The organism is Anaerostipes sp., from assembly GCF_018381315.1.
GTDB lineage: Bacteria > Bacillota > Clostridia > Lachnospirales > Lachnospiraceae > Anaerostipes.
On the sequence record NZ_JAGZSD010000010.1, the window covers coordinates 45164 to 69151 of the forward strand.

Annotated in this window: 19 protein-coding genes and 2 riboswitches; of the genes, 11 read left to right on the forward strand and 8 right to left on the reverse strand. The window is 43.5% G+C overall.

The features are described from left to right. The first annotated feature begins 182 nt into the window (after nucleotides 1-182). Nucleotides 183-332 (forward strand): hypothetical protein, encoded by a 150-nt coding sequence (locus KH180_RS09445; RefSeq protein ID WP_290759634.1) that lies wholly within the window; start codon nucleotides 183-185, stop codon nucleotides 330-332. After that, on the forward strand, nucleotides 322-2124 hold the full coding sequence (locus tag KH180_RS09450; RefSeq protein ID WP_290759636.1) for a recombinase family protein: 1803 nt from the start codon (nucleotides 322-324) through the stop codon (nucleotides 2122-2124). Before KH180_RS09445 ends, KH180_RS09450 begins: the two co-directional genes overlap by 11 nt. Before the next feature lie 85 nt (nucleotides 2125-2209). Here the strand turns inward: KH180_RS09450 and KH180_RS09455 are convergent, their stop codons facing one another. The 4 genes from KH180_RS09455 to KH180_RS09470 all read right to left on the reverse strand — a co-directional run bounded on the left by KH180_RS09455 (nucleotide 2210) and on the right by KH180_RS09470 (nucleotide 6232). Further along, nucleotides 2210-3523: an MFS transporter gene (locus KH180_RS09455; protein ID WP_290759638.1), complete on the reverse strand. Its 1314-nt coding sequence runs from the start codon at nucleotides 3521-3523 to the stop codon at nucleotides 2210-2212. 35 nt (nucleotides 3524-3558) lie between these two features. Next, entirely contained in the window at nucleotides 3559-4434 is an 876-nt protein-coding gene (locus KH180_RS09460) for a phosphodiesterase (protein ID WP_290759640.1), read from the reverse strand. 336 nt (nucleotides 4435-4770) lie between these two features. Further along, a complete protein-coding gene (locus KH180_RS09465; protein ID WP_290759642.1) occupies nucleotides 4771-5472 on the reverse strand; it encodes an ABC transporter permease in 702 nt (233 codons plus the stop codon). Next, the gene (locus tag KH180_RS09470) at nucleotides 5465-6232 is read right to left on the reverse strand and encodes an ABC transporter ATP-binding protein (protein WP_330624505.1); all 768 of its coding nucleotides are present in this window, start codon (nucleotides 6230-6232) and stop codon (nucleotides 5465-5467) included. Before KH180_RS09470 ends, KH180_RS09465 begins: the two co-directional genes overlap by 8 nt. 130 nt (nucleotides 6233-6362) lie before the next feature. Further along, nucleotides 6363-6450, forward strand: a riboswitch (cyclic di-GMP riboswitch). 178 nt (nucleotides 6451-6628) lie between these two features. Then, nucleotides 6629-6716: riboswitch (cyclic di-GMP riboswitch) on the forward strand. A 99-nt stretch (nucleotides 6717-6815) separates the two neighbouring features. Here KH180_RS09470 and KH180_RS09475 point away from each other — a divergent pair. After that, nucleotides 6816-7607 carry an anthrax toxin lethal factor-related metalloendopeptidase gene (locus KH180_RS09475; RefSeq protein WP_290759644.1) on the forward strand — a complete coding sequence of 264 codons (792 nt, stop codon included), beginning with the start codon at nucleotides 6816-6818 and terminating at the stop codon, nucleotides 7605-7607. 199 nt (nucleotides 7608-7806) lie between these two features. Beyond that, on the forward strand, nucleotides 7807-8505 hold the full coding sequence (gene sfsA, locus KH180_RS09480; protein ID WP_290759646.1) for a DNA/RNA nuclease SfsA: 699 nt from the start codon (nucleotides 7807-7809) through the stop codon (nucleotides 8503-8505). A 93-nt stretch (nucleotides 8506-8598) separates the two neighbouring features. On the opposite strand, the gene KH180_RS09485 is transcribed toward sfsA, so the two are convergent. Then, nucleotides 8599-9849, reverse strand: coding sequence for an MFS transporter (locus KH180_RS09485; protein ID WP_290759648.1), 1251 nt, complete (start codon nucleotides 9847-9849; stop codon nucleotides 8599-8601). A 116-nt stretch (nucleotides 9850-9965) separates the two neighbouring features. Beyond that, entirely contained in the window at nucleotides 9966-10616 is a 651-nt protein-coding gene (locus KH180_RS09490; RefSeq protein ID WP_290759649.1) for a TetR/AcrR family transcriptional regulator, read from the reverse strand. Between the two features lie 151 nt (nucleotides 10617-10767). On the opposite strand from KH180_RS09490, the gene clpB reads away from it, so the two are divergent. Next, on the forward strand, nucleotides 10768-13350 hold the full coding sequence (gene clpB / locus KH180_RS09495) for an ATP-dependent chaperone ClpB (RefSeq protein WP_290759651.1): 2583 nt from the start codon (nucleotides 10768-10770) through the stop codon (nucleotides 13348-13350). Nucleotides 13351-13419: 69 nt separating this feature from the next. Here the strand turns inward: clpB and KH180_RS09500 are convergent, their stop codons facing one another. Continuing rightward, nucleotides 13420-14250 carry an HAD family hydrolase gene (locus KH180_RS09500; protein ID WP_290759653.1) on the reverse strand — a complete coding sequence of 277 codons (831 nt, stop codon included), beginning with the start codon at nucleotides 14248-14250 and terminating at the stop codon, nucleotides 13420-13422. Nucleotides 14251-14352: 102 nt separating this feature from the next. After that, complete coding sequence (locus KH180_RS09505) at nucleotides 14353-14838, reverse strand: peptidylprolyl isomerase (RefSeq protein WP_290759655.1); 486 nt, start codon at nucleotides 14836-14838, stop codon at nucleotides 14353-14355. Between the two features lie 174 nt (nucleotides 14839-15012). Between KH180_RS09505 and mltG the strand changes: the two genes are divergently transcribed. The 6 genes from mltG (at nucleotide 15013) to KH180_RS09535 (ending at nucleotide 23947) form a co-directional block, all read left to right on the forward strand. After that, nucleotides 15013-15873, forward strand: coding sequence for an endolytic transglycosylase MltG (mltG, locus tag KH180_RS09510; protein WP_290759657.1), 861 nt, complete (start codon nucleotides 15013-15015; stop codon nucleotides 15871-15873). Between the two features lie 273 nt (nucleotides 15874-16146). Further along, complete coding sequence (gene nifJ / locus KH180_RS09515; protein ID WP_290759659.1) at nucleotides 16147-19671, forward strand: pyruvate:ferredoxin (flavodoxin) oxidoreductase; 3525 nt, start codon at nucleotides 16147-16149, stop codon at nucleotides 19669-19671. A gap of 306 nt (nucleotides 19672-19977) precedes the next feature. Beyond that, the gene (locus KH180_RS09520) at nucleotides 19978-21618 is read left to right on the forward strand and encodes a Na/Pi cotransporter family protein (protein WP_290759661.1); all 1641 of its coding nucleotides are present in this window, start codon (nucleotides 19978-19980) and stop codon (nucleotides 21616-21618) included. Nucleotides 21619-21712: 94 nt separating this feature from the next. Next, the gene (gene rpe / locus KH180_RS09525; protein ID WP_290759663.1) at nucleotides 21713-22369 is read left to right on the forward strand and encodes a ribulose-phosphate 3-epimerase; all 657 of its coding nucleotides are present in this window, start codon (nucleotides 21713-21715) and stop codon (nucleotides 22367-22369) included. A gap of 2 nt (nucleotides 22370-22371) precedes the next feature. After that, complete coding sequence (locus KH180_RS09530; protein WP_290759665.1) at nucleotides 22372-23193, forward strand: P-loop NTPase; 822 nt, start codon at nucleotides 22372-22374, stop codon at nucleotides 23191-23193. A 340-nt stretch (nucleotides 23194-23533) separates the two neighbouring features. Beyond that, nucleotides 23534-23947: a 3D domain-containing protein gene (locus KH180_RS09535; RefSeq protein ID WP_290759667.1), complete on the forward strand. Its 414-nt coding sequence runs from the start codon at nucleotides 23534-23536 to the stop codon at nucleotides 23945-23947. The last annotated feature ends 41 nt before the right edge of the window (nucleotides 23948-23988 follow it).

The window sequence follows — 23988 nt, forward strand, 5'->3', positions numbered from 1 at the left end:
TCTTTATGAATCCGGTCAGAGCGTACAGAAGCATAGCGATGATGCACAGAATCACGATAGACATTAATACCCAATCCATTTTAAAGAGAACGGAGCGCGGAATGAGAAAAGTGAACAGCTGAGTTCATGTTACCCTGCTTCCTTTCATATAATGAACTAATCATGACCTGCGGAGTATGTGAATGGAGCATCAGGAGAGGCTGACGGAAGAGAAAACGGAACAGAGAATAAACAAGATTTTATTGTATGCCGCAGAGCTGCTGTATCGGGAAGGCCTGATTACCGTTGATGAAAGAATTCATATGACGGAGGAACTTTGCGATGAAACATGACAGAGATTTACAGCGGGCGGTTCTTTACGCCCGCTGTTCTACGGAGGAAGAGAGCCAGAAGGATGCCCTTCAGAAACAGGTGGCAGAGGGCAGGAACTGCATCGAAAAGAATGGCTGGCTGTTGGCTGATGTCTATGTTGAGGCTGTCAGCGGAACAGTGGCAGGCAGGAGAAACGAGTATCAGAGGCTTCTGCGTGATATGAAGGCGGACAGATATGATATTATTGTCATCAAATGTCTGGACCGCCTGATGAGAGAGACAAAAGAGTGGTTCTATTTCTGCGATAAGCTGAACAAAGAGGGAAAGCGGCTGTATTTATACCTGGACGGCCGTTTTTTTGAACCGGAGGAAGATCAGGCCAATCTGCTGTCCGGTATCGAAGCTATCATGGCGGAGCAGTACAGCAGAAATTTAAGCCGCAAGATCAACAACGCCCACAGGAACCGGCAGAGATCCGGCGAGTCCGTGGTCCTGACCTCCCGGACATACGGCTACCGGAAAGAGAATAAAAAGGTTCTGATTGACAGGCAGCAGGCGGAGGCGGTTAAAAAAATGTTTTCTTACTGCAGGGAAGGTTTTGGGGGCCGTTTGATCTCCAAGATGCTGGAGCAGCAGGGATACCGGAATTTAAACGGGAAGCCCATCGGAGAAGCAACGATCCGCCGTATTATAAGAAACCCCCTGTATAAAGGGGTAGCTGTTATGAACAAAGTCCACTATGATTTCAACAGGAAATGTGTGATAAAGAACCCGCCGAAAGAATGGATTTATCATGAAGGAGCAGTGCCGGCTATTGTGGAGAAGCGGCTGTGGGAGGAGGCTAACCAGGCTATGGATCTTCGGACAGCACAGACAGGGCACGGTCAGCCGCGTTCAGAGGGAAAGGTTCAGATGAGCTCTCCCTTTTCAGGAAAACTTGTCTGCGGATTATGCAAAAGTCCATATTATAAGAGTACAAAAAAATGCAGTAAGACAGGCAGGCGGACGATTGAATGGAAGTGCAGCCGATATCTTTCCAGAGGAAGAAAAGGCCCTCAGGGAGGCTGTGATAACGTGCATGTCAGTGAAGATGCGCTTATAAAAGCGTTGGGAGAAGCAGGAGAGCAGTATCTTATGGGAGAGGGGCCAGGCAAAGATACAGTCATAGAGACGGCTGTCTCTTTTCTTAAGGATGCTTTGTGCAGGGAACAGGAACTGTCCGGAAAGAAAAAAATCATCGCCCGGGATATGCAGCAATTAAAGCAGAAACAGGGACAGCTGCTTGATCTGCTTTTGAGAGGCATCGTGGACGAGGATCTCTATATAGAGAAGAATGACAAACTAAAGGAGCGTGTAAAACAGAGAGCGTCAGATCTGTGCAGGCTGGAAGAACAGGAATCCATAAAAATGCAGGGAGAAAAACGTCTTGAGATCATCCGGCAGCGTTTAGAAGAGGAAATCGCAGAAACAGCAAAAGTTTATGAGATGGCGGATCATATCGGCTTTATTGAAATCTATCCCAAATACTTAAAAGTAAAGTTTTGTACCAGCCGGGCGGTGAATGGTACAGAATCCTCATACGTGATGATTCCCTGTGCACTGGCCTCATCAGCAGAGACAGACCGGGAGAAGGAAAAGAAAGAGATTTTGAATATAATAAAAAATAATCCTGACATTACGGCAAAAGAGATAGCAGAAAAGATGGATAAAAACCTTTCCTTAGTCAGAAGAAGAATTGACCGGCTGAAAAAAGAAAATAAAATTCAGTTTATAGGCAAAGGCGGACACGGGTACTGGAAGACAGAAAATTAAATGAATCAGCAGACATTACATCCGTTTTATCTGTACAAAACAGGATGTAATGTCTGCCGCAGAGAAAACTGTCAGCCGGAAAGACTTATCGCTTTCCTTTTTCGTGGCGTTTCTTTAAGAGTACTGCACAGAAAAGACTGATCAGCGCAACGATGGTTGAATAGATTCCAACGTAGATAGTGTCTCCCTTTCCATAATTGATCAGGAGTGTACAGATCGTAGGAACTAAGCCGGCAACTAAAAAGCTGGGTACATGGTATACAAAGGAAATACCGGAGTAACGAACCTCTGTCTCAAAGTAGGAGGACCAAAGAGAGCTGAGAACTGCCCAGATCAGGTTATAGGCAATACTCCATCCAAGCACAACGCCTGTAATTGTAATAAATAAGTTTCCGTGGCTTAATTCGATGACTTTTAATGTCGGTATGCTTAAAACTGCGGATGCCAGACATCCGATGACAAAAGTTTTTGTAGTACCGAACTTTTGTGCACACCATCCTCCGAACAGCGTAAATGGAATCTTAAAGATACAGGCGACAATGGTGATGATATATGTCTGGATCAGCGGCATTCCGAGCCATCCTGTACAATAGGACAGGATCCAGACGATAAAGATGTTATAAAATGTTCCGTCAACCCAGCGGGTGCCGCATCCTAAGAGCAGGGTTTTCCAGTAGTCTTTTACCATCGGTATAAAACCGACTTTATGTTTGATTCCTTCCGCTTCTTCAGCTTCAAGCTTTGCCTGGGCTTTTTTATAGTCATCCGTTTCCATCATTTTGCCTTTTTGGCGGATCACAATGACAGTTAAGATAATGGCAGCCAGAAACGGGACTCTCCATCCCCATGAAAAGAATATTTCCTCAGGGAGAAGCAGTGTAGGCACAGCAATTAAAATAGAAGACAGTCCAAATCCAATGGGCAGTCCGATCTGCGGGATAGCAGAATAGAACGCACGCTTGTTTTCAGGTACATTTTCGTAGGCCATCAGTATGCTTCCGCCCCATGTGCCGCCGCGGCCAAAGCACTGTGCCAGACGCATAAGCTGCAGAATGATTACGACCCCGACTCCGGCTGATGCAGCAGAAGGAAGGATGCCGATGATAGAAGTGGAAATTCCCATCATCAGCAGAGAGGCATACATTGTTACCTTCCGCCCCTTCTGGTCTCCGATATGCCCGAAAAAGATTGCACCGAACGGGCCGGCGATGTAGCCGATTGCAAATGACATATAAGATAAGATCAGAGCGGTGGTGCCGTCCCCGGTTGCAGAAAAGAATACTTTATTAAATACCGTGCCGGCTGCTGTACCGTACAGCAGGAAACAATACCATTGAACCGCACTTTCAAATAACGTAATAGCAGCGATTTTTCTAAAATCATTTTTCTTTTTTTCCATATCAATTTTCCCTTTCCTATTAATACGTTCAATGACTAGTGTCCTTCTCCGTCATAGTACTTAAAGGGCCACGGACCGGAATAATCAGCCTCAGCCGGAATGATCACATAGTGTGTATTGACCGTATCTCCCTGCAGGTCATGAATGAGATAAGCAGGGTTTCCAAGAAAGAAGCGGTCTCCGCCGCCTTTGAAATTTTCTTTTTCTTCTTCAGGAGCCACATCCGGGCTGTCTTTTTTTCTGAAGTCTACTTCCATCTGCATGGACACAGACGGACATGTCATGCATGGGATCCCGTTCCACATTGTAAAAATACTGGTATGCATATGACCGCAGCAAAGCCGGACATTTTTATGTTTTCTGAGGATCTGTGCAAGCCGGTCGGCCTGGTCAAATCCCTCGTCCATAGCTGGAAGGCCTGTTGTAAAAGGCGGATGATGAGTAAAGACCAGTGTCGGTTTTTCAGGGTATTCTGTAATTTTTCTGTCAAGCCATTCAGCTGCTTTATCGCTCAGCCCTCCGGAATGGCAGCCGGGTTTGCTTGTGTCCAGAACAATAACCCGTACAGGATCATCATCAATGGTATAACAAATATAAGGCTTAATATCTTCTTCTACAGGTGTTTCAGCGGGAAACATTTCGAGGAAGAAATCGCGCTTATCATGGTTGCCCGGCACGATATAGCAGGGACGCGGAAGCTGGTGTATCTTTTCACGGATGATCTCGTAACCCTCCCGGGTACCTCCGTCTGCAAGATCCCCTGTGACAACAAAGTATTCCGGCAGCTCATAGTCTTTAAGACTGCAGAAATAGTCTATGGTTTTGTTTAATGCGGCAATCGTATCAGCCTTTTGAAAGGACAGTTTACCGTCACCTCTTAGATGAAAGTCTGAGATCTGGATGATTTTCATATAAATATACCTCCTGCTTGACAATAGATTTGTGGTGCTCCGGAGTAAAAAAGAAAAAATGATTCATTAAAATTTTAATGAGAAAACATATCGATTGTTTTTAATATAGTGCAATTTTAACTTAATATTTGAAATAGAGCAATTGTTTTTATTTGTTTTAATAAAAAAACAGGATATTTAATAAAAACCATATAAATAGGTTGAACAAATCTCACAAAATCCAATACAGGTAATTAAAAATTTAATAAAACTTTCAGCACATTTTAGAAATAGCTTAATCTTTTCAAAGGAACATGATCTTTAGTGAAGCAGTATGCGGTTTCCTCTTTTGCGCTCTCAGCTAAATACCTGGCTTCCATAGATAATCAGATATCCAAGTCCGGAACGGGCCGCCAAAAATTCTCCGATGATGACGCCCACCAGGGAAAGGCCGATGTTGACATTCATAATGCTCAGAAGCAGCGGGATACAGCTGGGGATCACTGCCATGGTCAGGCAGTCCTTTTTCGTTCCGCCAAGTGTTCTGATAAGTGTCAGACGTTCTCTGTCCACGTGCAGAAAACCGCTGTATAAATTCAAAATACTGCCGAATACCGCGATAGATATGGCAGTGATGATGATGGTTTTCATGTTGTTTCCAAGCCAGACAATCAGGATTGGTGCCAGTGCTGATTTTGGAAGACTGTTAAGCACAACCAGATAAGGGTCGATAATTTTGGCAGCCGTAGGAAACCACCATAAAATAGTAGCAATTAATATAGAAAATATGGTGATCAGCACAAAGCTTACAAGAGTTTCAGCCAGAGTGACTCCTATGTGAAGAAATATCGAATGATCTAATGCCATGGCATAAAAGCACCGGATGATTCTGCTCGGGCTGCTGAAAATAAAACCGTTCAGTATATTTTTAGAAACGGCAGTTTCCCAGGAAAATAATAAGAGAAGCAGAAGAAGGACCTGGGCAACGCGAATCCAATATTTCTTTCGTTGAATTTTATTTAAATATTCGGACTGTTCTTTAGAAATTGGATCAGTCATTGATTTCCCTCCATAATTGATTAAAATAATCCTTAAATTCTACTGCATTTCTTGCAGCCTGCGGCGTTTTTTTCTCACAGGTAAGGTGGATCGGCACGATGGCCTTAACAGTTCCCGGGCGCTTAGACAGCACAATCACCCGGTCGGCCATGCTGATGGCTTCAGACAGGTCGTGAGTTACAAGAAGAGCAGTCTTTTTTTCGTCCTTGATGATACAGCCGATGTCATCAGACACCTGAAGCCTTGTCTGGTAGTCAAGTGCAGAGAATGGCTCATCAAGGAGAAGGATATTCGGAGAGAGTGCCAGGGTGCGGATCAGAGCTGCCCTCTGGCGCATACCTCCGGAAAGCTGGCTTGGATAAGAGTTTTTGAAATCTTTGAGGCCGTAAAGTTCCAGCAGACGGTCAACCTTCTCAAATGCCCCGGGGTCTTTGATGTTCTGAATCTTCAGACCAAGGGTTACATTCTCGTAAATGGTGCGCCATGGAAGGAGCTGGTCCTTCTGGAGCATATATCCGATATGGTCGGTGGATTCTTCGATTGGTACGCCGTTGATCCTGATTGTTCCGCCGGACAGGGGAAGTAATTTAGCGATCAAATGCAGCATAGTAGATTTCCCGCATCCGCTGGGACCGACGACTGCGACAAATTCACCGCTTAAGACATCAAAAGTAATAGAAGAAAGAGCTGTGGTTTCTTGCTTTAGAGTATGGTATGAGTAAGATACCTGCTCTAAGGAAAGGGCAGTGGTCATTCTCATATCTCCTTTCTTGGAGGTTTATAGTATAGATTATGCTGGAGAGAAAAAAGGTGATATTATTCCTTGACATATGAGGCGTCACAAGCCTATAATTAAGGTGTAGACAAAAGTGGATTGTCTCGTATAATTTCATATTCATGGGTAAAACTGTCGAAAGGCAGTGACACAAAGCCAAGGGTCTAAAGTCCGGTACAGGACTATGACAGCCGGTTGCCACATTATTCATTTAATGTGTATGGATATAGGTATCTAACTTATATTAAATCTGTAAGCGCAGCCGTTTGTGAAGGAAACTTCACAGGCGGTTTTTCTTTTTTAAAGAAACGCTTTGATTTTCAAAAGCTGGATGATTGTATTCATCACATGGTATTCACATCCAAAGCGATGAAGAAACAATTACATATTCAGTAAAGCTGTCGAAAGGCAGCGGCACAAAGCCAAGGGTCTAAGGTCTGGCAGCAGATTATGACAGCCGGTTGCCGCATGATGGGGATCATGTGCAGGAAGAACAGAGTAGGGAACTGTTTTTTTCACCGGTTATTTACCGGGTTTGTGCCTTGAGATCAGAGGAGGCGCAGCAGCCATGAAAAAAGCAGTCACAAAGATTTGTGCATTGGCATTAGCAGTTATTATCATAACCGCAGGTGTTGGGATGGGGGTCCCGGCTCCGAAACGTGTCGAAGCATCAAGCAAGGTTTCAGTTAAAGTCAGCACAACCAGAAAAGTCAAAACAAAAAAATATAAGTTAAGAAAAAAGGTACGCAGAAAAAAGACAACCACAGTCAAAAAAATCAAGACCACAAAGAAACTGACCAAAAGTGTTTCTAAAAAGGTTGAAAAGGTCATCCGTAAGAATACGGTAGTTAAAACTACTCTGAAAGCAAAACGCAAGACGGTTAAAACTACAGTGACCACAAAGACTACAACAAAGACGACAAATCTGGCCAGATCAGGAAGTGCTGATATTAACCAACTGAAGGGGATCATTGATACAAGGGTAATTAATTCTTTTAAGAAGACCGGAATGAAGATCGAAACAAATTCACGTTCCTCCGCCTTAAAGGGAGCAGACGGAGTGTTCAGTCCATCCAGGAAACGGATTTATTTAAAAGCCAATGTAGACCGTGTTCTTGTCCATGAAGTGGGACATTTTGTGGCCTATCGGCAGGGAAGAGCTGATTCAACGAAAGAGTTCCTGTCTATCTACAAAGCAGAGAAGAATAAGTTCAAAGGAGACAATAAAAAGTACGCTGTTTCCTCCAACAAGGAGTTTTTTGCAGAGTGCTTCAAAGAGTATTCCATGAACAAATCTTCCTTAAAAAAGAATTGCCCGCGCTCTTATAAGTACATACAGTCTGTGATCAGCAGAATGTAATTCATGTAGGAGTTTAAAAGGATGTCTCAAAACTGTAAGTGTAAACTATGGTTTTGAGACATCCTTTTTTTATTTCATAGGAAAGTGCCTCCTATGAAATAAAAAACGCTCCGCAAGGATCACACTGCGGCAAGTCACTTTGTTTCTTGACATACGGGGTTTATGAAGTTATCATAAGGGGGCGAAAAGGAGAGACAGCATGCATTATGATCATATAATTTCAGGTACTTTTTTAAAGCGTCCCAATCGGTTTATAGCGATTGTCCTCATTGGAGGACAGGAGGAAGAGGTACATGTGAAAAATACGGGGCGCTGCAAAGAACTGCTTATACCGGGAGTCAGAGTTTTTCTGCAGCAGCATGATGACCCTAAGAGAAAAACAAAGTATTCTTTGATTGGAGTCAGAAAAGGGAATCTGCTGATCAACATGGATTCACAGGCCCCTAATAAAGCGGTGGGAGAATGGCTGAGGCAGGGAGGAATTTATCCTTATATAGAAGAAATCAAGGCTGAGAAAACATATGGAAGTTCCAGATTCGATTTTTTTATCAGGGGCGGAAACTTAATGGAAGACACCAAAGATGCTTTTGTGGAAGTCAAGGGGGTAACTCTGGAGGAAGACGGGACAGCATGGTTTCCGGATGCACCCACTGAGCGTGGAGTCAAGCATATGGAAGAATTGATCCGATGTACAAAAGAAGGCTATGAGGCATATATTATTTTTGTAATACAGATGAAGGGAGTCCACTGTTTCAGACCTAATGACCGGACACACAGAGCTTTTGGCGATACGCTGAGGAAGGCAGCCGATGCAGGAGTGCATGTACTTGCAGCAGACTGTCTGATAACGGAGGATACAATGGAGATCGACGAAGAAGTTCCGGTGATTTTGTATTGATCCCTCCGGTGATCTTTCGGAGATTACATAGAAATCAGATAACTATAAATAAGAAAAGGAAGCAGCTCATAGTTACAGCTGCTTCCTTTTGTTCTATTCTGCGGCCGGTGCCGCTTTAGGAATCGTTTGGAATATCTTTCTGGATTCCCAGGAGATCAGACAGCAGATCAAACAGGCCCCATAGATCATAAGGTAAGGCTGGTTTTCTAAGATGTCAAACAAAAATCCGTAAACAGCCTGCCCCAGAGGCTGAGAACACATGGAGAGAGCCATGATGCAGGAAATCACTTTGCCAATCAGGTGTCCTGGTGTCTGAGTCTGTACAAAAGAAAGCATTTGTACAGTAAATATGGTGGAACATGCCATCATAAAAAAGCTGCAGATGGTAATCACTGTGTAAGCAGCTATCGGAGCTAAGTCAAGATTCAGCACAATTCCAATAGGAAGAAGAGCGGCTGCGCTGGACAAAAGAAGAAGGTGAACATTTTGTATATTCAGCCGCTTTGCAAATATACCTGTGAGGATGCCGCCCAAAAGGCCTCCCAGGGCCAGAGCTCCCTGTGCATATCCGTACAGCTGGCTGGATAAATGAAGAATCTGTGTAATGATAACAGGCAGACCTACAATCAGGAGAGCACTTAAAAACAGATTAAAAGCGCAGACGATCAAAATACCTTTTCCTATGACAGGCTGTTCTGTGCGTATAAAATGAAAGCTTTCCTGAAGATCCTGTTTTACGATGGAAAATACACTGTTTCCCTTTTGAGGCTTTTTAAATGGTATATGGATAAAGAGTTCCATTGTGGCAGAAAATAAAAAACATCCTATACTCACATATAAAATTGGGCGGATACCGTAAAAACCATATAAAGCTCCGCCGGCTACCGGACCGATCAGGTTAGCGAGGGCGTTGACCTGATTGATCACTGCATTGCCGGACAGCAGCCGTTCAGGAGTGAGCAGAGCCGGAAGGCTGGCCTGCACTGCAGGCTGATAGGCGCCCTGAATGCCATAGAGAGCCATCAGGGTTACAATCAAGAGCAGTACTAAAGACACATGGCCGAGAACTGCCGTAAAAAGCAGAATTAATGCGCTGGTAGCATAGTCAAGGATGACCATGATATTTCTCTTATTGACACGGTCAGCCACAATACCTCCTGCCGGTGAGAGCAGGATCATGGGAATAAAGGAACAGGCTGTGACAATTCCGAACAGAGATGCGGAGCCTGTTTCTTTCAGCAGATACAGGGGAAGTGCAAATCGCAGGATGGAATTGCCGAACAGAGAAATGATCTGTCCAATGACCACAAGGGAAAAATCCCGGTTAAATAGTTTATCGTTCATAAAAACTCCTTTCATACATTCGGTTGGTATGTAAAATGAACAAAAAAATAAGAAAAGTTTTACTGCAGTCCCCAGAGTCAGACTGTAATAGACTATTCTGAGGACTGGCGGGTGTGTCATTCTTTTTCTTCCAGCTGTTTTCGGTAAGACTCAAGAACGTACAGGACTTCATCATCCAGCAAAGGCATTCCCAGCCGGTCCAGCAGGTCTTTCATAAACTGAGTTTTGCGGACCAGTTCCTCTGCAGTATTTTGGACAACAAATGGGTTCATCCAAAAATTGCATAAGATGATCAGGGACTCTGAAAGCTCTTTAGGATATTCTGTTGTTATGGAACCATCATTAATGCCTTGTTCCACCAACGGAAGTATCAGTTGGGGTGCTGTTTCTTCCAGGCTGTCAAAAAGTTGTTTCATAAGAAAACGCGGATTCTTCATGATATTGGGGGCTGCTTTGATCATCATCTGGTTGCCCGGGTTTTTAATTGATACGATCAGCAGCCTTTTTAATTTTTCAAGTCCTGTTCCGGGTCCATTGATAATGTCCTCCCAGTCCTTTGCCTGCCCGCCGTAGAGCTGATCCATGACAGCTTCAATAATATCACTTTTAGATTTAAAGTGATGATATATGGCACCTTTGGTCAGGTCACCCAGTTCGTCGATGATATCCTGTATCGTTGTGTGTTCATAGCCTTTTTCTAAAAATAATTTCAGCGACGCATCTAAGATCCTTTGTTCCGTGATTTCAGGATATTTATTTCTTGCCATGGAAAATCATCCTTTCTCATATACATACTATTAGTATGTATTGAATGTATCAGATAAAAATGATAGTGTCAAGAAAAATAAAAATAATACTTGCTTTTTATATTCTAGATGTTATACTAGATATAGAACAATCAAGATTGGAGGAGTGAAGATGAATATTAATAAGTTTACTCAGAAGTCGATAGAAGCAGTGAATCAGTGTGAAAAAATTGCTTATGACGGACAAAACCAGGAAATTGACCAGGAACATTTATTATATAGCCTGCTGACTATAGAGGACAGTTTGATTTTAAGCCTTTTGGAGAAGATGAATGTAAATAAGGATTCCTTCTTATCCCAGGTGCAGGAACTGCTTCAGAAGAAACCAAAGGTTTCCGGCGGCCAGGTATATATGAGCCAGGCACTGAACCAGGTACTGCTGGCAGGTGAGGACGAGATGAAAGCCATGGGAGATGAGTATGTCTCTGTGGAACATCTGTTTCTGGCTATGATTAAAAAGCCAAACAGCTCTGTAAAAGAACTGTTCCGCGGATACGGCATCACCAGAGACCGTTTTTTGGAGGTTTTATCACAGGTAAGAGGAGATAAAAAGGTAACCAGCGATAATCCGGAAGCTACCTATGACACTTTGGAGAAATACGGATATGATCTGGTAAAGCGCGCCAGAGAGCAGAAGCTTGACCCGGTAATCGGAAGGGACAGCGAGATCAGAAATGTTGTCCGCATTCTTTCCAGGAAGAGCAAGAACAATCCGGTGCTTATCGGAGAGCCGGGAGTTGGTAAGACTGCAGTAGTCGAAGGACTTGCCCAGAGGATTGTCCGCGGGGATGTGCCGGAACAGCTGAAGGACAAGACCATTTTCTCTCTGGATATGGGATCCCTTGTGGCAGGAGCCAAATACAGAGGAGAGTTTGAGGAGAGGCTGAAAGCAGTTCTTGAGGAAGTTAAGCAGAGTGAAGGCCAGATTATCCTCTTTATTGACGAACTGCATACAATCGTAGGGGCAGGAAAAACAGAGGGATCCATGGATGCAGGAAATATGCTGAAGCCGATGCTTGCCAGAGGTGAGCTGCACTGCATTGGAGCGACCACTCTGGATGAGTACCGCCAGTATATTGAAAAAGATGCGGCTCTGGAGCGCAGGTTCCAGCCGGTTATGGTAGATGAGCCCACAGTGGAAGACACCATTTCCATTCTGAGGGGGATAAAGGAACGCTACGAAGTTTTCCATGGAGTGAAGATCACAGACGGTTCCCTGGTGGCTGCCGCAACTCTTTCCAACCGTTATATCACAGACCGTTTTCTCCCGGATAAGGCAATTGACCTGGTAGATGAGGCCTGTGCCATGATCAAGACAGAGATGAATTCTCTGCCGGCAGAACTGGATGAAGTCCAGAGAAAGATCATGCAGATGGAGATTGAAGAAGCTGCCCTGAAAAAAGAAGATGATAATCTGAGCAGAGAACGTCTCCTGGAACTGCAGAGGGAACTGGCAGAGATGAGGGAAGACTTTAATGCTAAAAAAGCCACATGGGAAAATGAAAAATCCTCTGTGGAGCGGGTTTCAAAGCTGAGAGAAGAAATTGAATCAGTCAATAATGAAATACAGATCGCCCAGAGAAACTATGATCTGAACAAGGCTGCAGAACTGCAGTACGGACGCCTTCCCGAGCTGAAAAAACAGCTGGAAGAGGAAGAAGAAAAAGTGAGAAAAGAAGACAGATCTATGGTCAGGGAAAGTGTCACCGACGAAGAGATTGCCAAGATCATTTCCCGCTGGACCGGAATCCCTGTGGCGAAGTTGACAGAAAGCGAGAGAAACAAAACACTTCATTTGGATGAGATCCTGCACAAAAGAGTTGTGGGACAGGACAATGCTGTGCAGCTTGTGACAGATTCCATTATACGTTCCAAGGCAGGCATTAAGGATCCAAGCAAACCGATCGGTTCCTTCCTCTTTTTAGGTCCGACTGGTGTGGGTAAAACCGAACTTGCCAAAGCACTGGCAGAAAGCCTGTTTGACAATGAACAGAACATCGTCCGCATTGATATGAGTGAATATATGGAGAAGCATTCTGTAGCCCGTCTGATCGGAGCGCCTCCGGGATATGTAGGATATGAGGAGGGCGGCCAGCTGACAGAAGCAGTCAGAAGAAAACCATATTCTGTTGTACTGTTTGATGAGGTGGAAAAGGCGCATCCTGATGTGTTCAATATTTTGCTTCAGGTGCTGGACGACGGCAGGATCACGGACTCTAAGGGAAGAACGGTAGATTTTAAAAATACAATATTGATCATGACATCCAACATCGGTTCCACATATTTGCTGGAAGGTATTGATCAAAACGGCAATATTACAAAAGAAGCGGAAGACATGGTTATGGCAGATCTGAAGAACCATTTCCGCCCGGAATTCTTAAACCGCCTGGATGAGATGATCCTGTTTAAACCGCTGACAAAAGACAATATTACAAATATCATTGACCTGTTAGTGTCAGATCTGAATAAGCGTCTCAGCGACAAAGAATTGGCTGTGGAATTGACACCTGCTGCAAAAATCTTTGTAGCCGACAACGGTTATGATCCGATGTACGGGGCAAGGCCGTTAAAGAGGTATCTGCAGAAAAGTGTGGAGACATTGGCGGCAAGGCTTATCTTAAGTGATGGGGTCAACATGGAAGATACCATTTTGATTGATGAGCAAAACGGTGAACTTACAGCAAGAGTGAAATAACAGCAAAAACAAAAAGGGGATATGCCAGGTGATTTGGCATATCCCCTTTGTTATGTATAACAAGCAGTCTTAGAAAGCGGAACGCTGCGGCCGTAAGAAGCCGTAGTGGTCCAGTGCATTCCAGATTCCGCGGGCATCAATATCGGTGGTCACATACTCGGCTGCGTTTTTGATGCAGTCATAAGCGTTTCCGAGGGCAATGCCGTGTCCTGCAGCTTCAAACATAGGCAGGTCGTTGGGCGCGTCTCCAAAGGCATAGCAGTCATCTGTCGGGATGTTGAAATATTCTGCAATAAAAGTGATGGCAGTTCCTTTGGATGTGCCTTCCGGAATGATCTCATAGAAAGAATCATCATTTTGGATACACTTCAGCGGAAAATCCAGAGCCTTAATCTGTTCAATAAATAAAGCCATATCCTGGGGGACATCGGGGCGGGAAAAGCAGACCAGTTTGTCAAAGGACCTCACGTGGTCCCAGCTGTATTCAATGGTCATACCGTCTGAGTTTTTGCTTACTTGGATCATAGAGGCATAATAGGGATGGAACGAAATGTCATCGTCAGTGAAGTAAGAGCAGAGACTGCCTTCAAGACAGGCCCGAATGCCGTAAGTGCCGCAGAGTTCTATGATTGCGGTCTGGATGTTCTTTGGAAGCGTCCTCTGATAAAGTATATCCCCTTTATAACGGATATCAGTACCGTTTCCGCAGAGATAACCGTCAAAATCCAGGGAAAAGAAGTCAGCGCCTACATAAGCATACGGTCTTCCCGTATTTAAGAATATTTTGTGGCCGTTGGCCTGAGCACGCTTCAGGGCCTCTCCTGCACTGGGTGGAATCTGGCCGGTTTTATTGCTGTATAAAGTCTCGTCAACATCAAAAAATAAATACTTATGTTCCAAAAAAATACCTCCCTATCAGACTTATAATCTGTGCCGCGTTAAAAGACATGCCCAGAACAACGAAGTGTCCTAAGCATGTCCGGTACAATCTTTTGATGTCTTTTATTCTTCTACGGTCACAGATTTCATGACCTGTTTTTCCAATGGAGCATCAGAGTAATCAGTTGCAACTTCTGCAAGTTTATTGACCACATCCATTCCTTCAATAACCTGTCCGAAGCCAGCGTACTGACCATCCAGGTGCGGAGAAGTTTTATGCATGATAAAGAACTGAGAACCGGCAGAATCCGGATCCATTGCTCTTGCCATAGATAAAACGCCCGGGGTATGTTTTAAGTCGTTCTGCACTCCGTTTAAACTGAACTCACCTTTGATAGTGTGTCCCGGTCCGCCTGTACCGTTTCCGTTCGGGCATCCTCCCTGGATCATAAATCCGGAGATAATGCGGTGGAATGTCAGTCCGTCATAAAATCCTTCCTTTACGAGATTGACAAAGTTTTCGACGGTAACTGGGGCAATATCAGGGTACAATTCTGCCTTGATAACATCTCCGTTTTCCATTGTAATTGTTACGATTGGGTTTGCCATAATTCCTATTCCTTTCTATATCTTCCTATATAACTGATTATATAGCAAACCAAAAGAATGTCAATGAAGTTACAAATGTATTAAAAATATTAAAATAAATTAATAAAAAGGGTGGCTTTTCATAACAATATCAGTATAATGAGAGATAAAGAATGTCGAATTATGGAGGATTTTATGGGGTTAAGTTTTTACGAAAAGAAAAAAAAGAAAAAGAAGCTGTGGATTTTCCTGCTCGTTTTGATTATTGCTGTTCTGGGGGCGGCGTGCTGGATGTTTAAAGTAAAAAAAGAAGAGCGTCAGCAGGCAGCCGCAAAAAAGAGGGCGGAGCGGACAGTCAGGATTACGATCCCGGAAGGATATACGGCAGAACTTACAGCGCAGAAATTAGAAAAGCAGAATGTGTGCAGTGCAGAAGACTTTTTAAAGGCTGTCAATGACCTTGACGGATACTCCTACGACTGGATCAAGACGATTCCTGAAAAAGCAAAGGTTACTTATAAGCTGCAGGGATTTTTATTTCCTGACACCTATGAAGTATATAAAAACACGGATGCGAAGAAGATTGTGGGAATGATGCTGGACAATTTTAATTCGAAATGGGAGCAGATTTCCAAAGAAAGCAAGAGTAGCCTGACCCCGTATGAGATTGTGACCCTGGCTTCGGTTGTGGAGAGGGAAGCAAAAGTGGATGCAGAATATGCAAAGATTTCCGGTGTAATATATAACCGCCTGGATAAAAAAATGAAACTGCAGATTGACGCTACAGTTCTATATCCTCTCACAAAAGGCAAATATAATAAGAAGAGAACGCTGTATAAGGATCTGGAAGTGGATTCACCATATAATACGTACAAATACCAGGGGCTGCCTGCGGGGCCGATCTGCAATCCGGGAACCAACGCACTCAGTGCGGCAGTTTCTCCGCAGAAGAATTCCTATCTCTATTACCATACGGATAAAACAGGAAATGGAACTCATATTTTCTCAGAAACTTTCAGCCAGCACCAGAAATCATTAGAAAATCAGTCAAAATAGACAAAAGACACTGTTATTTTTTGGACAAGATTTTTATATAAAAAAATGATTCATAAAGTACTAAAAAAAATACGAAGAAATTTGGGCAAAATCCTTTAAAAACCCGCTTAAATGATGTAGAATAAAGCTGTATGCAGGATTGTATACAGTTTTATTTTGTTCTAAACAACGGTCTCGTTGTTGTGATAACATCCTGTCTCCGCTGGAAGGAGCAGGGGAAAACTTAAGTGTAGATTGTTAATATTTACACAAGATTTTTTAGGAGGAAGAAACATGGCAAGAAAAATGAAAACCATGGATGGTAACACAGCCGCAGCACACGTATCTTATGCGTTTACTGAAACAGCTGCAATCTATCCGATTACACCATCCTCACCAATGGCAGAGTCTACAGACCAGTGGGCAACACAGGGTAAGAAAAATATTTTCGGACATCCTGTAAAATTAGTTGAAATGCAGTCAGAGGCCGGAGCAGCGGGAACTGTTCATGGATCTCTTGCAGCAGGTGCATTGACAACTACATACACTGCATCTCAGGGATTATTACTGATGATTCCTAACATGTATAAGATCGCAGGTGAGTTAATGCCTTGTGTATTTGATGTATCTGCACGTGCAATCGCATCTCATGCACTGAATATCTTTGGTGATCATTCTGACGTTTACGCTTGTCGCCAGACAGGTTTTGCAATGCTTTGCAGCTCCAGCGTTCAGGAAGTTATGGACTTAGGCGCTGTTGCTCATTTATCTACAATCAAGGGAAGCGTTCCTGTTCTTCATTTCTTCGATGGATTCAGAACATCTCATGAGATCCAGAAGATCGAAATGTGGGACAACGAAGATCTTGCAGACATGGTAGATTATGATGCTCTTGAAAAGTTCAGAGCTAACGCTTTGAATCCGGAACATCCGGTTCTCCGCGGATCTGCTCAGAATCCAGATATCTTCTTCCAGGCAAGAGAAGCATGCAATAAATACTACGATGCATTCCCGGCAATTGTTGAAGATTACATGAACCAGGTAAATGCTAAGATCGGTACAGATTACAAATTATTCAACTACTACGGAGCTGCTGACGCAGAATCTGTTATTATCGCAATGGGATCTGTATGTGAGACAATCGATGAGACAATCGATTACTTAACAGCAAAAGGTGAAAAAGTCGGTGTTGTTAAAGTAAGACTTTACAGGCCATTCGTAGCTGAGAAATTACTCGAAGTTATCCCAGAGACTGTTAAAACAATCAACGTTTTAGACAGAACAAAAGAACCGGGATCTCTTGGAGAGCCATTATACTTAGATGTTGTTTCTGCATTAAGAGGAACAAAATTCGAACAGGTGACAATCAACGGAGGACGTTACGGATTAGGTTCCAAAGATACAACTCCTGCTGATATCATCTCTGTATTCAATAACAAAGATAAGAAAGAATTCACAGTTGCAATCAACGATGATGTAACAAACTTATCTCTTGAAAGAGGAGAAGCTGTTTCTTCTACACCGGAAAGCACAGTAAGCTGTAAGTTCTGGGGTCTTGGAGCAGATGGTACTGTTGGTGCCAACAAGAACTCTATCAAGATCATCGGTGACCACACAGATAAATATGCTCAGGCATACTTTGATTATGATTCTAAGAAATCAGGCGGTGTTACAATTTCCCACTTACGTTTCGGAGATGACCCGATCAAAGCAACATACCTGATCAACAAGGCTGATTTCGTTGCATGTCACTGTGCTCCGTACATGACAAAATACAACATGGTTCAGGACTTAAAAGACGGCGGAACATTCCTGCTGAACTGCAGCTGGCCGGTAGAAGAGATCGGAGATCACCTTCCGGGACAGGTAAAAGCTTACATGGCTAAACATAACATTAAGTTCTATGTGATCGACGGTATTAAGATCGGTAAAGAAATCGGACTTGGCGGACGTATCAACACAGTGCTTCAGTCTGCATTCTTCAAATTATCAGGAATCATTCCGGAAGCAGATGCAATCCAGTACATGAAAGACGCTGCTACAGCTTCTTACAGCAAAAAGGGTGATCACATCGTTAAGATGAACCATGATGCAATCGAAGCTGGTGCCAAGAGTGTCGTAGAAGTTCCGGTTCCTGCTGAATGGGCTGACTGCGGAGAAGAAAGCTTACTGCATCCGGTATCAGGAGACAGAAAAGATCTTGTTGATTACGTTAACAATATCCAGAATGCTGTCAACGGACAGATTGGTAATTCCTTAAAGGTAAGCGACTTAGTTCCTTATGCTGACGGACATATGCCTCAGGGATCTGCTGCATACGAAAAACGTGGAGTTGCTGTAGATGTTCCTACATGGAATCCGGATAACTGTATCCAGTGTAACTTCTGTGCTTATGTATGTCCTCATGCAGTAATCCGTCCGGTTGCAATGACAGAAGCAGAACTTGCTGCAGCACCGGAAGCTACAAAATCTCTTCCGATGACTGGAATGCCGGATTACAAATTTGTAATGACAACAACAGTTCTTGACTGTACAGGATGTGGATCTTGTGCAAATGTCTGCCCAGGAAAGAAAGGCGAAAAAGCCCTCACTATGGTATCTCTGGACAGCATGAAAGATCAGCAGGAAGTATACAACTACGGACAGTCTTTACCTGTAAAAGAAGATATCTTCGACAAATTCAAACCAGAATCTGTTAAGGGAAGCCAGTTCAAGAAACCTCTCCTTGAGTTCTCCGGAGCTTGTGCAGGATGTGGTGAGACACCATATGCAAAACTGATCACTCAGTTATTTGGTGAAAGAATGTACATCGCCAATGCAACAGGATGTTCTTCTATCTGGGGTGGTTCTTCACCTGCAACACCTTACACAGTAAACAGAGAAGGACAGGGACCGGCTTGGTCAAACTCTCTGTTTGAAGATAATGCTGAGTTTGGTTTAGGTATGTTCACAGGACAGACTACACTGAGAGAGCAGACAAAAGAAAAAGTTGCTGCTCTGGCAGAGACAACAGGAAATGCAGATGTAAAAGCAGCTGCAGCTGAATATTTAGATACTTTTACAGACGGCAAGAAAAACGGAACAGCTACTAAGAAGTTAGTTGCAGCGTTAGAGGCATGTGGATGTGAAGAAGGCAAAGAGATTCTTAAGATGAAAGATTACTTATCTAAGAAATCTCAGTGGATCTTCGGCGGTGACGGATGGGCTTACGACATCGGATTCGGCGGTGTTGACCATGTACTTGCAAGCGGTGAAGATGTAAACATCTTTGTATTCGACACAGAAGTTTACTCTAACACTGGCGGTCAGGCATCCAAAGCTACACCGGCAGGAGCAATCGCTCAGTTCGCAGCAGCTGGTAAGGCTGTGAAGAAGAAAGACCTTGCAGCAATCGCAATGAGCTACGGATATGTATATGTTGCTCAGATTTCTATGGGTGCTGATTACAATCAGACAGTCAAAGCAATCGCAGAGGCAGAAGCTTATCCGGGACCTTCACTGATCATCGCTTACGCTCCATGTATCAACCATGGTATCAAGGGCGGAATGAGCATTGCTCAGTCTGAAGAAAAGAAAGCAGTTACATCAGGATACTGGAATTTATTCCGTTTCAACCCTGAATTAGCTGAAGATGGAAAGAATCCATTCTCATTAGATTCTAAAGAGCCTACAACAGAGTACAATGACTTCATCATGGGTGAGGTTCGTTACAATGCTCTTGCTCGTCAGAATCCAGAAAGAGCAAAAGAACTGTTTGAGCAGGCTGAAAAGAATGCCAAAGAAAAATTTGCTCGTTTGAAAGAATTAGCAGATAAATAAAAAGCAGTTACGAAAAAGGCAGGTGCACTGAATAACTCAGTGCACCTGTTTTTTTGTTGCATAGGAAATTCCTTCAGAATCCCCTATGCAATAAAAAGCACTCCGTGCAGGATGCGCACAAATGCACAGAGAAATTATTTGCCTGTGGCAAATCGCATTTGGCGCGCAAAGTGAACAAGCCCACTTTGTTCTAATGTTTAACCTTGATTTTACAAGGATTTAACATTATTCTCCACAAAAATCATGTAAAATAAAATTGCTGTTAAATTACAGTGAAATGATTGTGAGACAAAGGAGAATAAAAATATGAATACAACGATTATATTAGGGCTGCTGGGTGGACTTGCTCTGTTCCTGTATGGTATGCAGATGATGGGCTCCGGGCTGGAAGCGGCTGCGGGCAACCGGATGAAACGGATTCTGGAGAGGCTGACTTCCAACCGGTTTTTGGGAGTTGCTGTAGGGGCCGGCATTACGGCTGTCATCCAGTCGTCTTCTGCCACGACTGTTATGGTTGTAGGCTTTGTGAATTCAGGACTCATGACGCTGAATCAGGCAGTCTGGATTATCATGGGAGCCAATATTGGGACAACCATTACCGGACAGCTGATTGCCCTGGATGTAGGGGCTATGGCTCCCGTCTTTGCATTTGCAGGGGTGGCTATGGTTTTATTTGTTAAGAAGCCTAAGGTCCAGTACATAGGACAGATCGTTGCAGGCCTGGGTGTTTTGTTTATCGGAATGGATATGATGAGTACGGCGATGATGCCGCTTCGGGATGCACCCGCATTTATTAACCTGATGACAAAATTCTCAAATCCGCTGATCGGTATTCTGGCAGGTGCAGGATTCACAGCTTTGATCCAGTCTTCCTCCGCATCTGTAGGTATTCTGCAGGCTCTGGCAGCCAGCGGGCTGATTGGATTTAACAGTGCGGTGTTTGTCCTGTTCGGGCAGAATATCGGTACCTGCATTACAGCAATTCTTGCGGCTATCGGGACAGGCCGGAGTGCAAAGAGGACCACGGTGATCCATCTGCTGTTTAATATTATCGGTACTATTATTTTTACAACAATATGCCTGACACTTCCTCTGAGCAGTCTGGTGGCATCCTGGACACCGGGAAACGCGCCGAGGCAGATTGCAAATATGCATACATTATTTAATCTGGCCACAAGTTTTCTGTTGATTCCGTTCGGAACCCAGCTGGCATCCCTTGCAGTTAAAATACTGCCGGAGAAGGAAGAAGAAAAACAAAAGCAGAAGCATCTGAAATATTTAAGGACTTGGGATGCAGGGCTGGATCCCCGTATTGGAGGTGCTGCCATCCATACGGAGGAAGTGGGCAAAGAGATCCGCAGAATGCTTGAAATGGCAAAGGAAAATGTGGACGAAAGCTTTCAGTCCTTTCTGATGGGGAACAGCCATAAGTTAAAAGAGGTAGAGGAGAGGGAGGAGTATATAGATTTCCTGAACAAAGAAATCTCCGCAATCATTTCTAAGATGATGGTATATGAGACCAATGAGACGACTTCCGAGATTATCAGCCTGTATTTTAAAATGACGGGAAATATTGAGAGAATCGGCGATCATGCGGTAAACATATGTGATTATACAAAAATCATTGAGGAAAAGAAGATTCAGTTTTCACGCCAGGCCAGAGCGGAGCTGAAAGAGATGAAACAGATCTGCCACAACATGTTCCGGTATTTTCAGAGAGAGATACAGGATACAAAGAAGTGGCTTGAGGATCTCCATGAGATGGAACATTTCGTAGATGCGAAGACCAAAGAGTTTTATGACAGCCATCTGAGAAGGATGAAGAGGGGAGAATGCAGCGATGAGGCATGTATCATCTACTCAGAGATGCTGGTGGACTTTGAACGGATCGGTGACCATCTGTGGAATATGGCTAAAGCCATGAGGGAAATTGCAGAAGAGGTTTAGTGTAAAGGGGGAGAGCTTTTCTTCCCCTTTTTTCTCTGAGGATATGTTATAATACAACTGTTAGTGTATTAGAGGATAAAAAGGAGAAGGTAGCATGGAATACATTTTATCGCCGTCGATTTTATCGGCAGATTTCAAGACACTTGGTGAAGACATTAAAAAAGCAGATGCCGCTGGGGCTCAGTGGATCCATATTGATGTAATGGACGGAGACTTTGTGCCGAATATTTCATTTGGCATGCCGGTTATCAAAAGCATCCGCAGCGTGACGGACAAAGTATTTGATGTCCATCTGATGGTGGAAGAGCCGGGCAGATTTATTGATGAATTTGCTGCCTGCGGGGCAGACTATATCACAGTACATGCAGAGGCATGCACCCATCTTGGACGTGTGATCCAGCAGATCAAGGAAAAAGGCTGTAAAGTTGGTGTTTCGCTGAATCCTGCAACTCCGCTGAGTGTGCTGGATTATGTGCTGGACGATCTGGATATGGTGCTCATCATGTCAGTGAATCCTGGATTCGGAGGCCAGTCTTATATAGAAGCGATGGATCAAAAGATCAGGGACCTGAGGAGCATGATTGAAGAGAAAGGTCTCGATGTGGATATCCAGGTGGATGGAGGCGTAACAGCAGACAATATCGCCCACATCATGGAATGCGGTGCCAATGTATTTGTAGCCGGATCTGCCGTGTTTAACGGAGATATAGAGGAAAATATAAAGAAATTATTTAAGGCAATGGAGGTATAGAGATGAGTGAGTGTACTCATGACTGCAGCAGCTGCGGAGAAAGCTGTTCCAGCAGAACGCAGTCACAGACAGATTTTATTGAACCATTATACAAAGACAGCAGTGTTAAGAAGGTAATCGGAGTTGTCAGCGGCAAAGGGGGCGTAGGAAAGTCTTTGACCACAGCTTTGCTTGCAACAGCGGCAAACAGGAAGGGGCTTCACACAGCCATTCTGGATGGCGATGTGACGGGTCCGTCTATACCCCAGGCATTTGGCCTGCATGAAAGGCTTCTTGGCAACCAGGAGGGCATCATCCTTCCGGCTCTCACAAATCTGGGCATTGAGGTGGTATCAGTGAATCTCATGCTGGAAGAAGAGACACAGCCGGTGATCTGGAGAGGACCGGTAGTTGCCGATGTGGTCAAGCAATTCTGGGGCAAGACGTTATGGCGCGATATTGACGTGATGTTTGTGGATATGCCTCCGGGAACCGGTGAAGTTCCTTTGACAGTATTCCAGTCTGTTCCTCTGGATGGAATTGTTGTGGTGGCTACACCGCAGGATCTGGTGGGAATGATCGTGGAAAAAGCAGTCAACATGGCAAAAATGATGAACATCCCGATTCTTGGAATTGTAGAGAATATGAGCTACATCAAATGTCCGGACTGCGGAAAAGAAATCTCCATTTTCGGTGAGAGCCATATTGATGGCATTGCTGATAAATACCAGATTCCTGTGTTAGGAAAGCTTCCGATTGATCCGAAGCTGACAAAAGCCTGTGATGAAGGACTGATCGAAGACGTAGAGGAATTATACTTGGATGGAGTGATCGAAACTTTATAGAAGATACAGATTAATTGTCTACGGTTATTTTGGATATAATGTCGAAATATTTGTGATATTATCAGTTTTTAAAAGAATTGAAACTGCATTGAATAAAAAAGAGATGAATCCTTTGGATTTGTCTCTTTTTTTGTAATGAATTCGTAATATATACTTGGGGATATTTGGAGATGAAATGCATTTTTTTAAGTACAAAGGTTGACAAATCGTTAATTGTTAAGTAAACTAGCACTAAGTTGTTACAAAAATATTTCAAATATTTAAAAAGTAAGAATAAATTTTAAATTATTATCATAGGTTATAGAGTAACCGAAATGATTTGCTTTAGAAAGAGGACATTATGAAGATTTTAAAAATAGCTGCAAAGAAAAAGTTTTTACTGCTGGCCATGATAGCTGTAGCATTAGCAGGTACATTTTTTACTGGCTCATCATCAACAGAAGCCAAGGCTAAAAAAGTACAGTACTTAGGAAAATATAAACTGACAGCATACTGCGGATGCAGACGATGCAGCGGAGGTTATGGAAACAGAACTGCTACCGGCAGAAAGGCAAAACAGGGCCGTACAATTGCCGTAGATAAGAGAAAGATCAAACTGGGAAGTAAGGTTAAGATCAATGGAAAAACTTATGTTGCCGAAGATGTAGGGGGCGGAGTTAAAGGAAAGCATATTGATGTTTACTTCAAATCCCATAAGAAAGTAAAACAGTTTGGACGCAAGAATAACGTCAAAGTATATAAAATTAAAAAGTAAATAAAAAACTGCTGCACTTCAAAAATTGTGCAGCAGTTTTT

Coding starts and splice junctions, on each gene's coding strand:
- KH180_RS09445 (WP_290759634.1), top strand. CDS start 183: ATGGAGCATCAGGAGAGGCTGACGGAAGAGAAAACGGAACAGAGAATA.
- KH180_RS09450 (WP_290759636.1), top strand. CDS start 322: ATGAAACATGACAGAGATTTACAGCGGGCGGTTCTTTACGCCCGCTGT.
- KH180_RS09455 (WP_290759638.1), bottom strand. CDS start 3,523: ATGGAAAAAAAGAAAAATGATTTTAGAAAAATCGCTGCTATTACGTTA.
- KH180_RS09460 (WP_290759640.1), bottom strand. CDS start 4,434: ATGAAAATCATCCAGATCTCAGACTTTCATCTAAGAGGTGACGGTAAA.
- KH180_RS09465 (WP_290759642.1), bottom strand. CDS start 5,472: ATGACTGATCCAATTTCTAAAGAACAGTCCGAATATTTAAATAAAATT.
- KH180_RS09470 (WP_330624505.1), bottom strand. CDS start 6,232: ATGAGAATGACCACTGCCCTTTCCTTAGAGCAGGTATCTTACTCATAC.
- KH180_RS09475 (WP_290759644.1), top strand. CDS start 6,816: ATGAAAAAAGCAGTCACAAAGATTTGTGCATTGGCATTAGCAGTTATT.
- sfsA (WP_290759646.1), top strand. CDS start 7,807: ATGCATTATGATCATATAATTTCAGGTACTTTTTTAAAGCGTCCCAAT.
- KH180_RS09485 (WP_290759648.1), bottom strand. CDS start 9,849: ATGAACGATAAACTATTTAACCGGGATTTTTCCCTTGTGGTCATTGGA.
- KH180_RS09490 (WP_290759649.1), bottom strand. CDS start 10,616: ATGGCAAGAAATAAATATCCTGAAATCACGGAACAAAGGATCTTAGAT.
- clpB (WP_290759651.1), top strand. CDS start 10,768: ATGAATATTAATAAGTTTACTCAGAAGTCGATAGAAGCAGTGAATCAG.
- KH180_RS09505 (WP_290759655.1), bottom strand. CDS start 14,838: ATGGCAAACCCAATCGTAACAATTACAATGGAAAACGGAGATGTTATC.
- mltG (WP_290759657.1), top strand. CDS start 15,013: ATGGGGTTAAGTTTTTACGAAAAGAAAAAAAAGAAAAAGAAGCTGTGG.
- nifJ (WP_290759659.1), top strand. CDS start 16,147: ATGGCAAGAAAAATGAAAACCATGGATGGTAACACAGCCGCAGCACAC.
- KH180_RS09520 (WP_290759661.1), top strand. CDS start 19,978: ATGAATACAACGATTATATTAGGGCTGCTGGGTGGACTTGCTCTGTTC.
- rpe (WP_290759663.1), top strand. CDS start 21,713: ATGGAATACATTTTATCGCCGTCGATTTTATCGGCAGATTTCAAGACA.
- KH180_RS09530 (WP_290759665.1), top strand. CDS start 22,372: ATGAGTGAGTGTACTCATGACTGCAGCAGCTGCGGAGAAAGCTGTTCC.
- KH180_RS09535 (WP_290759667.1), top strand. CDS start 23,534: ATGAAGATTTTAAAAATAGCTGCAAAGAAAAAGTTTTTACTGCTGGCC.